Raw genomic sequence first — 12,916 nt, 5'->3', positions numbered from 1 at the left:
AGCCTCCCCGTACCCCGTCGAGCGGACGTAACCCCGGGGGTTACCGCCTGCTTTCGAGGCAGTCGGTCGTCAGCTGCTCTTGACCTTGATCTCGCCGCTGATGATCTTCTCCTTGGCCGTCTTGATGGCTGCCTGGAGCTCGGCGTCGTCCGCGAACTTCGGGTTGGAGTCCGACAGGCTCACCTCGCCGGTCTTCAGATCGCCACGAACGATACCGGTCTCGGGCTTGCCGTCCTCGACCGACTTCGCCAGGTTGTACACCGCCTTGGCGACGTCCTTCATCGCCGAGGTGAGGATGAAGTCCTTGTACTTGGCGAGGGCGGCCTGCTTGTACTGGTCGGAGTCCACGCCGATGGCCCACACCTTCTTGGCGGCGGCGGCCTCGATCACGCCCTGGCCGGACAGGCCGGCGGCCGCGTAGACGACGTCCGCCTTCTTCTCGATCTGCCCCTCGGCGGCCGTCTTGCCCTTGTCGGGGCTGGAGAAACCACCCTCCTCGGCCGTCTGCGTCAGGTACTGCGAGAGGACCTTCACCTTCGGGTTCGTGTCCTTGACGCCCTGCGCGAAGCCCGCCTGGAACTTGTGGATCAGCGGGATGTCCACACCGCCGACGAAGCCGACGACGTTCGACTTGGTGCTCTTGGCGGCGGCGACACCGGCCAGGTAGGAGGCCTGCTCCTCGCTGAAGACGAGGTCGGCGACGTTCTTGGTGTTGATCGTGGCGTCGTCGACGATGCCGAAGGTGGTCTTCGGGAACTTCTCCGCGGCGCCCTTGACGGCCGAGGCGTACGCGTAGCCGACGCCGATGACCGGGTTGTAGCCCTGCTTCGCCAGCGAGACCAGGCGCTGCTCCTTGTCGGCGTCCGTCTCGCCCTCGGTGGGCTCCACGTCGGCCGTCTCGTAGCCGAACTCCTTCTGCGCCTGCTCCAGACCCGCGTACGCGGCGTCGTTGAAGGACTGGTCGCCCTTGCCGCCGACGTCGTACGCGATGGCGAGGCCCTTGTTCCCCTTCGAGTCCGACGACCCGGAGGTCGAGGTGCTGCCGCAGGCGGAGAGGGCGAGGGCCAGGGAGGCGGTCGCTGCGCCTGCGACCGTGATCCGGGAAATCCGGCGCATGTGTGGGTGCTCCTGTCGTACTACCGGGGCCGCATAGCGCCGGGACGGTTCAGCTTCGGCGCTGGCTTCGCCGCAGATTAACGCGCGTAGACCTGCCTGAAAACCCCTTCTGTCCACCTTGTTATGCGCCCGTGGCCAAGCCATCACCCGGCCTTGGCCGGGGCGTTGCCGCCTGCGAACGGAGGGTGGCGCTGGGTGATCCGGCTCGCGGTTCCCGGCCTCCGATTCCTGGTCTCCACGGGAACGGCGGAGCGGGCGGGCACCCTGGGTGCCCGCCCGCTCCGGCTGCCGCAGACCGTTGAGGTACTACTCGGTCTTGACCTTGATGGAACCGTCGTTGATGCCTTCCTTGGCCTTGTCCACGGCCTCCTTGAGGCCCGCGACCTTGGCGAACTCGGGGTTCGACTCGGAGAGGCCGACGCCGTTGACCTTCAGGTCGAAGGTCTGCGTGCCGGTCAGCGGCTTGTCGTCCTTGACGGACTTGGCCAGCGCGTAGACCGCTCCGCCGACGTCCTTGAGGGCGGAGGTGAGGATGTGGTTCTTGTACGGGGCGAGGGGGGCCTGCTTGTACTGGTCGGAGTCGACGCCGATCGCCCAGACCTTCGCCTTGGCGGCGGCCTCGATGACGCCCTGGCCGGACAGGCCGGCGGCCGCGTAGAGCACGTCCGCCTTCTTCTCGATCTGCCCCTCGGCGGCGGCCTTGCCCTTGTCGGGGCTGGCGAAGCCACCCTCCTCGGCCGTCTGGGTCAGGTACTGGGACAGCACCCGCACGCCGGGCTTGGTGTCCTCCACGCCCTGCTTGTAGCCGGCCTCGAACTTGTGGATCAGCGGGATGTCCACACCGCCCACGAAGCCGACGACGTCCGACTTGGTGGCCTTGGCGGCGGCGACACCTGCGAGGTACGAGGCCTGCTCCTCGGCGAAGACGAGGGAGGCGACGTTCTTGGCCTCGACCACGGAGTCCACGATGCCGAAGGTGGTGTCCGGGTACCTGGCGGCCGCCTTCTTCATCGCCGGGCCATAGACGTACCCGACACCGATGACCGGGTTGTAGCCCTGCTTGGCCAGCGAGACCAGGCGCTGTTCCTTGTCCGCGTCGGTCTCGCCCTCGGTGGGCTCGATGTCGGCGGTCTTGTAGCCGAACTCGTCCTTTGCCTTGGTCAGGCCGGCGTAGGCGGCGTCGTTGAAGGACTGGTCACCCTTGCCGCCGACGTCGTACGCGATGGCGACGCCACGGTCATTGCTGTCGCCGCCACCACTCTCACCGCTGGTGCCACCACAGGCCGTGGCGACGAGCCCGAGCGACGCGACCCCCACCGCGACGCGGGTCAGTTTGGAAATCCGACGCATCTTGAAGCTCCCCATTCTCCAAAGCCCCGCAGCGGGTGCTCGGTTCGGCGCACATTAACGCGCGTAGACACTCCTGGGAACGGTTCACCGCGGGGCCGTTATCCATTCGTGCCGATGGCCGGTTACGCCCTTGTGAACCACGGGATCGAACGGGGTCGAAAGGTGTACTCGGGCACACGGCGCATGCCTGCTCGTCACGCGCACCAGGCTGCCCCGGGGCTGCCCGGGGCGCAACCGGAGGGTGCGGCGGCCGGGGGATCGGTCGGGCGGGGGCGGGCGTCGGGCGGAGACGGGGCGGGCACCGGGCAACACCCGGAAGCTCCACCGGGCGAGCGCCGGCATCGGGTGGGACTCGGTCGCCAAGAGCCGCCCGCACCCACAAACCACGGACACCCACCCGCCACGCCCAGGCCCGCCCGCACTCACAAACCCGCAGTCACCTGTCCGCCAAGACAAGTGCCGACCGGGCGGGCGGGCCAAGGGCGGGTGCGTCGCGCGGGTCCTCCTGGCAACCCGGCGGTCGGCCTCAGCGCAGGCCGTTGACGAGGGCTGCGGCGGTGAAGAGTTCCACGCCTACCTTGATCGCGGACTCGTCCACGTCGAAGTCGCCCTGGTGGAGGTCGCGCACCTGGCGTTCGCCGGGGGTGCGTACGCCCAGGCGGGCCATGGCCCCGGGGACGTGCTCCAGGTACCAGGAGAAGTCCTCGCCGCCGAGGCTCTGCTCCGTGCCGACGACCGACTCGACGCCGCGTCGGGCGATCATGGCGTCGCGCAGCAGCTCGGTCACGCCGGGCTCGTTGACGACGGGCGGGACGCCGCGGACGTAGTTGATCTCCGACTTGGCGCGGTGCAGGTTGGCGACCTCGTCGATCGCCGCGACCACGACGTCGGGAGCCTGCCGCCACGCCTCGATGTCGAGGCACCGCACCGTGCCGGAGAGCTCGGCGTGCTGCGGGATGACGTTGGGCGCGTGCCCGGACTCGACACGGCCCCAGGTGATGGCGAGCCCGCTCCGGCTGTCGAAGCGCCGGCTGACCAGGGCCGGTACGTCCGTGACGACGCGGGCGGCCGCGGTGACCAGGTCGGTCGTCAGGTGGGGGCGGGCCGTGTGGCCGCCCGGGCCGTTCAGGGCGATCTCCAACCGGTCGCAGGCGGAGGTGATGGGACCCTCCCGGAGCCCGACCTGCCCCGCGTCCACGCGGGGGTCGCAGTGCACGGCGACGATCGCGCCGACCCCCTCCAGCGCCCCGCACTTGATGACGTCGGCGGCACCGCCGGGCAGTACCTCCTCGGCGGGCTGGAAGATCAGCCGGACGGGACGGGGCAGCAGACCCTGCTTGTGCAGTTCGGCGAGGACGAGACCGGCACCGAGGACGACGGTGGTGTGCACGTCGTGGCCGCAGGCGTGCGCGCGGTCGGGCACGGTCGAGCGGTACGGGCACTCGCTCTTCATGTCGGGGATGGGCAGGCCGTCGATGTCGGCCCGCATGGCGAGCATGCTGGGGCCCCCGTCCCACTGTTCGCCCTCCAGGCCGATGTCACAGACGAGTCCTGTCCCGACGGCGAGTACGCGCGGCTTGAGGCCGGCCTGCTCGAGCCGCTCCTTGATCGCGGCTGTCGTGCGGAACTCCTGGTTGCCCAGCTCCGGGTGCATGTGCAGGTCGCGTCGGAACGCGATGAGCTCGGCGCGCAGAGCGTCGGGCAGCGCGCCGGGAAGCACGGCTCCCGCGGGAAGATCGACCTCGGACTCCAATGACATCAATTGCTTCACCCTCTGAAGGGTAGGGCGCCAGGGCGGTCGTCCGACCCCCGATCAACAAAACTTCAACCCGTTCGGGGAAGAAAATATGACCGCCGAACGCATAGCTATCAACTCAGATGGGTATGCTGGCCTGCTTTTAGGGCCGAGCCGGTCACCACAACCAACGGTGTGTGACATCAACCACACCTGACTCATGGCGCCGGTATCCACCCATCCTCCTTCACGGATACCACGCCCTGCGCGGGGAACACTGCCTTGTTCGTCTGGCGGACGCACGGCCCCGATAGTGTGCGCCCCGTGCGCGCCTACAGCCCCGATTTCGTCCAGTCCACCCAGGCCTCGTACGACGCCATCGCCGAGGACTACGCTGCCGGGTTCCCGGACAGTCTGGCCGGAAGGCCGCTGGAGCGAGCCCTTCTGACGGCCTTCGTCGACCTGGTACGTGCGCCCGGAGCGCCGGTGCAGCCCCCGGTCGCCGACATCGGCAGCGGGCCCGGATACGTGGCGGCCCGGCTGCACGAGTCGGGGCTGCCGGTGTTCGGGGTGGACGTCTCGCCCCGCATGGTGGCCCTGGCCCGCCAGGCGCATCCGGGGCTGCGGTTCCACGTCGGTTCGATGACGGCCCTGGACCTGCCGGACGAGACACTCGGCGGCATCGTCGCGCTGTACTCGATCATCCATGTGCCCGACGACCATCTGCCCTCGGTCTTCGCCGGGTTCCACCGCGTCCTGGTGCCGGGTGCGCCCGTGCTGCTCGGGTTCCAGTCCGGTACCGAGGACGGCCGTGCGCACTTCACCGAGCGCTTCGGGCAGGAGATCTCCCTCGACTACTACTGGCGCACCCCGGAGACCGTCGCGGCGCACCTTACGAAGGCCGGCCTGGAGCTCCACTCACGAGTGCTGCGGGAGCCCGAGGGCGAGGAGCAACGCCCTCGGGCGTTCCTGCTGGCCCGCAAGCCGGCGTCTGCCGGAACGTGAACCCTGGCCGCCAGGTCCGCGAGGTCTGCCTGAACCGCCTGGCCGCCCGGCCGTCCGCCTGACCCCGTCGGCTCCCGAGGCGCCTCCGGTCCCTCAGCCGGCAGCCACCGCACCCGCCGGGCCGGCCATACCTGCCGAGCCTGCCGTCCCGGACGGGCCGACCTTGTCCGCCGTACCCGGCGTCCCGGCCATGCTCGCCGAGTCCGCTGTCCCGGCCGAGCCCGTCATGCCCGTGCCGGCGATACTCCCCGGGCCAGCCGTTTCCGCCGGGCCAGCCGCACCCGCCGAGCCAGTCGCGCCGGCCGGACCAGTCACATCTTCCTGACCCCCCGCCCCGGCCGTAGACAACCGATGCACGTCCCGCGCCGCCCCCGTCACCCCCGACAGGAAGCCCTGGGCGCGAGGGGAGGCGTGGTCGGTCAGCCAGGTCGGGTCGATGTCGCAGACCGCGACTCGGACCTCGGTGCCGGAGAGGGCGAGGGGGAGGGTGTGGACGACCGTGGAGGGGAAGCTGAGGATCGTCCGGCCGATGGGGCCGCGGCGGGCGATCAGTTCGAGGGGGAGTTCGGGGCGGACGATCTCCAGGCCGGTCTCGACCGCGAGCCGGCGGAGCTTGTCCGTGCTCTCGCGGCGGTGGGCGAAGTAGCGGGTGGCACCGTGGGCCCTGGCCAGGGCGCGGACGGCCTCCAGGTAGCGGTCGTCGTCGACCACGCCCGTCTCCACCAGGGACGTGCCGACCATGTCGGCGCCCTTGGTGATGCGGGGCGGGCCGAAGCGGGCCCGGGTCCAGGTGAAGTCGTTGGCGCTGACGGTGACGCCCGCCGGGGTCTCCTCCATCGGCATGGAGGAGAAGATCTCGACGTTGCGGTTGCCGCCGGGGGTCAGGCGGCGGCGGGCCGAGGCCGACACCGGCGCGAAGATCAGGTCCCGCGGGCCGGGGCGGCCGCCCTTGCGGTGCCAGCGCACCAGCCGTTCGCCCCGGGCCAGCTGGCCGACGAACTCCATGGTCGCCGTGCCGTCGTCGACGACCACCAGGTCGCGGACCCGGGTGATCGTCAGCAGCAGTTGGACGTAGCGGGAGAAGGGGTCCCCCAGCACCACCCGGCGCGCCCTGCGGAGCAGGCCGGCCAGGCCGCCGATGGTCTGGAAGGGCGCCAAGGGGCCGCCGCGCGCCTCCTCCCAGCGGACCTCGTGCCCCTCGTCGCGGGCCAGGTCGGACATCCGCCGCAGCTGGCCGCGCGTCATCGGGTCGACGGGTGACAGCACCACGAGGGTGAGCCCCACGCCGGGCGCATGCGCGTGCGCCCACTCCAGCACGTTCAGCAGCTGTACCGGACTCTCGACGAACGCGAGAGTGTGGGGGCCGGCATTCCCGGCGCGGGGGCTCATCGACGTACGACCGTCCCGTCGTAAGGGGGTTGTGTGGGGGGTGTGCGCTCAGACGCCTACCGGCTCGCCCGCCGCGTCGGCGATCTCCGCCTCGGCGACCACACCGGCGACGCGGCGCAGCTTCTTCATCGGGGCCAGCTCGGACTCGTAGACCTTCTTCACCCCGTCGCCGAGGGAGGCCTCGATGGTGCGGATGTCGCGGACGAGGCGGGTGAGGCCCTGCGGCTCCACGGAGGCGGCCTGGTCCGAGCCCCACATGGCGCGGTCGAGGGTGATGTGACGCTCGACGAACACCGCGCCCAGCGCGACGGCGGCCAGCGTGGTCTGCAGGCCCGTCTCGTGGCCGGAGTAGCCGATCGGGACGTTCGGGTACTCCCGCTCCAGGGTGTTGATGACGCGCAGGTTGAGCTCCTCGGCCTTCGCCGGGTAGGTCGACGTGGCGTGGCACATCAGGATGTTGTCGGAGCCGAGGACCTCGACCGCGTGGCGGATCTGCTTCGGGGTCGACATGCCGGTGGAGAGGATCACCGCGCGGTTGGTGGCGCGCAGGGCGCGCAGCAGCTCGTCGTCGGTGAGCGAGGCGGAGGCGACCTTGTGGGCGGGGACGTCGAACTTCTCCAGGAAGGCGACGGCCTCGGTGTCCCACGGGGAGGCGAACCAGTCGATGTTCTTGGTCTTGCAGTACTCGTCGATCTGGCGGTACTCGTCCTCACCGAACTCCACGCGGTGGCGGTAGTCGATGTACGTCATCCGGCCCCAGGGCGTGTCGCGCTCGATGTCCCACTGGTCGCGCGGGGTGCAGATCTCCGGGGTGCGCTTCTGGAACTTGACCGCGTCGCAGCCGGCCTCGGCGGCCGCGTCGATCAGCTTGAACGCGTTCTCGAGCTCGCCGTTGTGGTTGATGCCGATCTCGCCGCAGACGTAGACGGGCTTGCCCGGGCCGACCTCGCGCGAACCGAACTGACGGATACGGGAGTTGGTGCTCATGGCAGAGATGTCCTTACTTGGTGAGGGAATCGAGAGAGGGGCCGAGGATCCAGCTGGCGATCTCTCGGATCGCGCCGTCACCACCGGGGACGGTGGTGACCGCGCGTGCGGCGCCGCGCACGACGTCGTGGGCGCTCGCGACCGCCACGGGCCAGCCCACGAGGGCGAAGCACGGGAGGTCATTGACGTCGTTGCCGACGTAGAGCACGCGCTCCGGCGCGATGCCCTGCTCCTCGCACCACTGCTTCAGCGCGAGGTCCTTGCGGTCGATGCCGTGCAGCACCGGGAGCTTGAGCTTCCGGGCCCGGGCGGCGACCACAGGGTTCTGTTCCGTGGACAGGATCAGCATCTTCAGGCCGCTCCTGCGGAGGGCCGCGATGCCGAGTCCGTCCCCGCGGTGCACGGAGACGAACTCCCGTCCGTCGGAGTCGACCAGCACCCGGTCGTCGGTCTGGGTGCCGTCGAAGTCGAGGACGACCGCGTCGATGTCGTCGGCGGTCGGGAGCGCGCCGGGCCGGTCCGCGTCGAAGAGCGGCGCGAGGGCCCGGGCGCGGGCGAGGTCGTGCGGGTCGTCGACCTCCAGCACGCGCGCGGCGTCGGTGCGGACCAGTTCGGTCCGGCCGAAGAAGCGGTGCTGGTGCTTGCGGAAGCCGACCGCCTCCATGGCGTAGGCGGCGCCGGTCTCCAGCAGGTCCTGGGGGCGGTCCTGGCGGCGCGGACGGAAGGACTTGTCGTGGTTGACGCCGTAGCCGCCGCCGACGGCCGCGTCGGCCTCCGCGACGGTACCGGCCGTGACCTCGTCCTCGGCGTCGCGCCAGACGAAGCCGTGGAACGGCGCCACGGTGAGGGCCGTGTCGGCGCCGTTCTCGACGATGGCCGCGGCGACTCCGTCCACGTCCTCGCGGGTGATGAACGGGCTGGTGCACTGCACCAGCAGCACGACGTCCACAACCGAGCCGTGCAGGGCCTCGTGCGCGTCCATGGCGTGCAGGACGGCGGCCTCGGAGGTGGCCGTGTCGCCGGCGATGGCGGCGGGCCGCAGCACGACCTCGGCGCCGGCCTGACGGGCGGCGGAGGCGATGGCCTGGTCGTCGGTGGAGACCACGACGTCCGTCACGAGCCGGGCGGCGCGGCACTCGCGCACCGCCCGCGCCACCAGCGGGACGCCGCCGACGGGGAGGAGGTTCTTCGCGGGCACGCCCTTGGAGCCGCCGCGCGCGGGGATCACCGCGAGCACGCGGCGCACCGAGGCGCCTGTGCCCGCTTCCGGGTGGGACATGGGGTCTACTCCTTGGGCTCCTTGGGCGGAGGGCTCGGGGCGGCTCACAGCTCCCCCATCCGCCGGATGACGGGCGCCACGCGCTGCACGCCGTGCCGGTAGGCGCCGCGCGCCGCCCGGCGCACGATCTGCCGGACCGGGCCGGGCTCCCTGTCGGCGGCCGGCGCGCCGGGCAGCGGGGTGCCGTCCGGGCCGAGGTGGTGGCGGGCGAGGATCCCGGGCAGATAGCCGGGCGCGGTGACGGGTGTGTAGTACGGGGTGAGCGGCGGCAGGCCGCCAGGCCGGTCGAGCAGCTTGGCGATGCGTTCGCGCGCCGCGTCGAAGGCGGATTCGTAGGAGCCGTCCGCCACGACCCCTTGCCGGGAGACCCACTCCTCGTCGGGCGCCGGCCGGTGCCCGGCGTCGAGCTGGTCCCAGGAGGCGAGGCAGCCGGAGCCCACGAAGTGGTGGTTGCCGAGGGCCTCACGGACGCCGAGGTCGGTCAGCACGACGGTCGGGATGCGGCGGTGCAGCGACTCCAGGGCGGCCGTGGAGCTGACCGTCACGAGCAGGTCGGTGCGGTCGAGGACCTCGCCCATGTTCCCGTAGACCAGGCGGAAGTTGGCCGGCGGGTCGAGGCGCTGCACCAGCTTCTGGTACGGCAACTCCTCGATGTGGGTGGTGTGTTCGCCCGGCCGGGACCGCAGCTTCAGCAGCACCTCGCGCTCGGGGTGCCTGCGGGCGTGCTGCACCAGCCGGTTCAGCAGGTACGTACGGTCCTTGCGGCTCTCCGGCACGGAGGGCTGGGCGGCGAAGACGACCGTGTAGGGCCTGCGCCCTTGCTTCGCAGAGGGGTCGTGTTCGCCTTCATAGGCGTCACCGCCGAGGAACGGCAGGGCCACCTCGGTCACCGACGAGGCGTCGGCGCCCACCCCTTCGTAGACGGCCCGGAAACGGTCCGCGTCCTGACGGGAGTTGGCGAGGACCAGGTCCGCGCCGTGCCGCAGCAGCAGGCCGTCGGCGAGCTTCTCGTAGACGACGCCGACGTAGCCGGTGACGACGACGGGCCGCGAAGGGCGGTCCTCCCAGACGCGCCCCAGGCCGTGCAGCATCGCCTGCACGCCGCCGCCGACGAGGGCGAGGACGAGGACGTCGTAGGACTCCTCGGCCATGGTGCGCAGGAACTCGGCGGCGGTGACCTCCCGCAGCGAGTCGGCGCGCACGCCCACTTCCTCCAACTGGCGCGGCGTGGGCGTGGCCCTTCCGCGCAGCAGGAATCCGTCGAGGGCGGGGCCGACTTGCGCGGCCTCGCGCGGTGCGGTTTCCATGGACTGTCCCGGGGCGATGCGGTGCGCTGTGAGCGCACCCCATTTCCAACGGGTGTCGGAGTCCGCGAGGACGGCGATTCGCGGGCGCTTCGGTGTACTTGCTGGCACGTTGAAGACGCTAGGAAGCAATTCCTAGGTATGGCGGAACCACGACTCAACGAAAAGTTAACAACACCCCACCGGGAGCCGAACTGGCCCGTGGCGAACCGGGAAGTACACGGGGTGCACCGTTCTGACACATTGAGTTCACCCAGTGTATGTGCACCGGAAAGTTCCGGAGCCGGACGGCCTCCTAACGTTTTGCGGGTGCCTAAGCTTTCCGTGATCGTGCCGTTCTACAACGTGCAGCAATACGCCCCGGACACCCTCAGAAGTCTTCGGTTGAACGCCGACCGGGATTTCGAGTTCATCCTGGTCGACGACCATTCGAAGGACGAAACACCGGCCATTCTCGAACGGGCGGCCGAGGACCTGTCGGATGTCGCGCAGGTGCGTTACATCCGACACGAGAAGAACGGAGGGCTCGCCACCGCCCGCAACACCGGCCTGGACGCGGCGCAGGGCGAGTACCTGACGTTCCTGGACGGCGACGACTGGCTGGCCCCCGGCTATCTCGCCGAACTGGTGTCCGCCCTGGACGAGTTGGGCTGCGACTTCATCCGCACCGACCATGTGCAGGCCACCGCGCGCGCCCGTTCCGTGTCCCGGGTGCCGGTCGGCCGGCGCTGGGAGGCGTTCGACCCGCGGGAGGCGATCCTCCCCTCCCACCGCTCGACCTCGGTGGACTACGCCTACGCCTGGGCCGGCGCCTACCACCGCCGCCTCCTCGACCGGGGCGTGCTCCACTTCACCGACGGGCTGCGCACGGCCGAGGACCGGCCGTGGATCTGGAAGCTGCACCGCGAGGCGGAGTCGTTCGCCGTGGTGAGCCTGCTGGGCGTGTTCTACCGGCGCGGGGTGGCCTCGTCCCTGACCCAGATCGGAGATGTCCGCCAGCTCGACTTCATCCGCGCCTTCGACCAGGTGATCGAGGAGACGGCCGCCGACCGTGAGGCCGACCGGCTGCTGCCGAAGGCGGTACGGACGTACTGCGCGATCATCGCGCACCACCTTTCCAACGAAGACAGGTTCGAACCGGCCGTGGCGAGGCAGCTGCGGTCGATGAGCGCGGCGGCCATCAAGCGTATGCCGCAGGACGCGCTCGGTGACGCACTGGAGGCCATGGACATGGACCGCTCGTCCAAGCTGCGGCGGCTGCGGCGCAGGGTCACGCCCGCGGGAGCGGCCGCCTGATGCCCGGGACCACACAGATCTTCTGCGCCTCGACGCTGTACGGCGTCGCCACCCTGGCCGCCGCGATCGACTCGGACCTCTTCGAGGAGCCGGATCGCCGGGTGCTGCTGGTGTTCAACAACTCCGCGACCCCGGAGACCACTCCGGCCCTCGACGAGATGCCGGGCTTCGCGCCGCTGCGCGAGCACTTCGACGACGTGCTGTCCTGGAACGACGCCATCCGCCCGTTCCACCCCGGGGCGTGGACGCCGCGCTCCGACGACATCCCGCTCTTCGAGCGCTATCTGCGGATGCTGTGGGGCCTCGGCGACGACCGGGTGAGCCTGGTGCTGGAGTCCATCCAGGTCGCACCCGCGCTCACGGTGGCGCAGCTGTTCACCGACGCCCCCATCGACGTCTACGCCGACGGGCTGATGAGCTACGGCCCCACCCGCAACAAGCTCGACCCGCTGGTCGGCACGCGCGTGCGGCGGCTGCTGCACCTCGATCTGGTGCCGGGGCTCACGCCGATGCTGCTGACCGAGTTCGAGGTGCCGGCGCGGCTGGTGCCGTCACCCGCGTTCCTCAAGGTGCTGGGCGAGGTCACCGAGACCGTGCCCGAGCTGCCCGACCTGCCGGGCGACGCGGCGCTGCTGCTCGGCCAGTACCTGTCGGCGCTGAACATCCTCTCCCCCGAGGAGGAAGAGGACCTGCACGTGCGGATGATGCGGGGCGCGGTCGCCCGCGGTCACCGCACGGTCGTCTTCAAACCGCATCCGACCGCACCGGCCCGCTACAGCCGCGCCCTGGAGACCGAGGCCGAGAAGCTCGGCGTGGACCTCACCGTGCTGGACACGCCCGTGCTCGCCGAGGTGCTGTTCGACCGGACCCGGCCCGCGCTGGTCGTCGGCTGCTTCTCCACCGCGCTGTTCACGGCCTCGGTGTTCTACGAGCTGCCGGTCGCGCGCATCGGCACCGAGCTGCTGCTGGAGCGGCTGACGCCGTATCAGAACAGCAACCGGATCCCCACCACCCTGGCGGACGCGCTGCTGCCCGACCTGGACGGCGCCAAGGACGGCGACCTGCTCCCGACCGAGCTGCTGTCCGACCTGGTGACCGCGGTCGGGTTCACCATGCAGCCGCAGATCTATCCGGACCTGCGCCCGCAGGCGGAACAGTTCCTCGCCCGCCATCTCGGTCCGCGCACCCGGCGCTACTTCAAGAAGCGCCGTCTCACCTCGCTCGGACTGCCCGGCGGCATTCCGCAGCGGCTGGCGTTCCTGCCCCGCAACTCCACGGCACGCAGGGTGGTCCGGCGGGCGCGGGCGCTGCGCAAGGCGGTGCGCCGCTGAGGCCGGTCCGCCCGGCTGCCGGGCTCGGCGACATCCAGATGAACCCGTGGAGACCGGCGGGCGAAGGCTGACTCCGTCGAACGTTTCAGCGTCAACCTCCGCCCTAGGGTGACAGTCGGCCCCC

9 protein-coding genes and 1 pseudogene are annotated in these 12,916 nt (G+C 70.7%); 3 read left to right on the top strand and 7 right to left on the bottom strand.

The features are described 5' to 3' along the window. Positions 1-69: 69 nt before the first annotated feature. The 3 genes from AOQ53_RS20315 to AOQ53_RS20305 form a co-directional block, all read right to left on the bottom strand. Positions 70-1,116, bottom strand: a complete 1,047-nt coding sequence (locus tag AOQ53_RS20315; RefSeq protein WP_059419272.1) for a BMP family lipoprotein — start codon at positions 1,114-1,116, stop codon at positions 70-72. Positions 1,117-1,422: 306 nt separating this feature from the next. After that, positions 1,423-2,466: a BMP family lipoprotein gene (locus AOQ53_RS20310; RefSeq protein WP_063888918.1), complete on the bottom strand. Its 1,044-nt coding sequence runs from the start codon at positions 2,464-2,466 to the stop codon at positions 1,423-1,425. Positions 2,467-2,992: 526 nt separating this feature from the next. After that, positions 2,993-4,225, bottom strand: coding sequence for a M20 family metallopeptidase (locus tag AOQ53_RS20305; RefSeq protein ID WP_059419267.1), 1,233 nt, complete (start codon positions 4,223-4,225; stop codon positions 2,993-2,995). Positions 4,226-4,525: 300 nt separating this feature from the next. Between AOQ53_RS20305 and AOQ53_RS20300 the strand changes: the two genes are divergently transcribed. After that, a complete protein-coding gene (locus tag AOQ53_RS20300; protein ID WP_059419266.1) occupies positions 4,526-5,206 on the top strand; it encodes a class I SAM-dependent DNA methyltransferase in 681 nt (226 codons plus the stop codon). 330 nt (positions 5,207-5,536) lie between these two features. On the opposite strand, the pseudogene AOQ53_RS20295 reads toward AOQ53_RS20300, so the two are convergent. From AOQ53_RS20295 to AOQ53_RS20280, 4 genes and pseudogenes are all read right to left on the bottom strand, one after another. Then, a pseudogene (locus tag AOQ53_RS20295) lies at positions 5,537-6,595 on the bottom strand (hypothetical protein); the annotation flags it as partial. A 48-nt stretch (positions 6,596-6,643) separates the two neighbouring features. Beyond that, a complete protein-coding gene (locus AOQ53_RS20290) occupies positions 6,644-7,582 on the bottom strand; it encodes an N-acetylneuraminate synthase family protein (protein WP_059419262.1) in 939 nt (312 codons plus the stop codon). A gap of 13 nt (positions 7,583-7,595) precedes the next feature. After that, a complete protein-coding gene (locus tag AOQ53_RS20285; RefSeq protein ID WP_059419260.1) occupies positions 7,596-8,861 on the bottom strand; it encodes an N-acylneuraminate cytidylyltransferase in 1,266 nt (421 codons plus the stop codon). A 44-nt stretch (positions 8,862-8,905) separates the two neighbouring features. Further along, entirely contained in the window at positions 8,906-10,276 is a 1,371-nt protein-coding gene (locus AOQ53_RS20280; protein ID WP_099054644.1) for a DUF6716 putative glycosyltransferase, read from the bottom strand. A gap of 198 nt (positions 10,277-10,474) precedes the next feature. On the opposite strand from AOQ53_RS20280, the gene AOQ53_RS20275 reads away from it, so the two are divergent. Both AOQ53_RS20275 and AOQ53_RS20270 read left to right on the top strand, forming a co-directional pair. Beyond that, complete coding sequence (locus AOQ53_RS20275; protein WP_059419255.1) at positions 10,475-11,461, top strand: glycosyltransferase family 2 protein; 987 nt, start codon at positions 10,475-10,477, stop codon at positions 11,459-11,461. Next, positions 11,461-12,792, top strand: coding sequence for an alpha-2,8-polysialyltransferase family protein (locus tag AOQ53_RS20270; RefSeq protein ID WP_059419253.1), 1,332 nt, complete (start codon positions 11,461-11,463; stop codon positions 12,790-12,792). The genes AOQ53_RS20275 and AOQ53_RS20270 overlap by 1 nt, the downstream gene beginning before the upstream one ends. Positions 12,793-12,916 lie beyond the last annotated feature (124 nt).

The organism is Streptomyces azureus, from assembly GCF_001270025.1.
In the GTDB taxonomy this organism is placed as follows: Bacteria; Actinomycetota; Actinomycetes; order Streptomycetales; family Streptomycetaceae; genus Streptomyces; species Streptomyces azureus.
Note: the sequence above shows the minus strand (reverse complement) of the source record. Positions and strands in the feature narration are given on the sequence as shown.

Coding starts and splice junctions, on each gene's coding strand:
- AOQ53_RS20310 (WP_063888918.1), bottom strand. CDS start 2,466: ATGCGTCGGATTTCCAAACTGACCCGCGTCGCGGTGGGGGTCGCGTCG.
- AOQ53_RS20285 (WP_059419260.1), bottom strand. CDS start 8,861: ATGTCCCACCCGGAAGCGGGCACAGGCGCCTCGGTGCGCCGCGTGCTC.
- AOQ53_RS20290 (WP_059419262.1), bottom strand. CDS start 7,582: ATGAGCACCAACTCCCGTATCCGTCAGTTCGGTTCGCGCGAGGTCGGC.
- AOQ53_RS20315 (WP_059419272.1), bottom strand. CDS start 1,116: ATGCGCCGGATTTCCCGGATCACGGTCGCAGGCGCAGCGACCGCCTCC.
- AOQ53_RS20270 (WP_059419253.1), top strand. CDS start 11,461: ATGCCCGGGACCACACAGATCTTCTGCGCCTCGACGCTGTACGGCGTC.
- AOQ53_RS20305 (WP_059419267.1), bottom strand. CDS start 4,225: ATGTCATTGGAGTCCGAGGTCGATCTTCCCGCGGGAGCCGTGCTTCCC.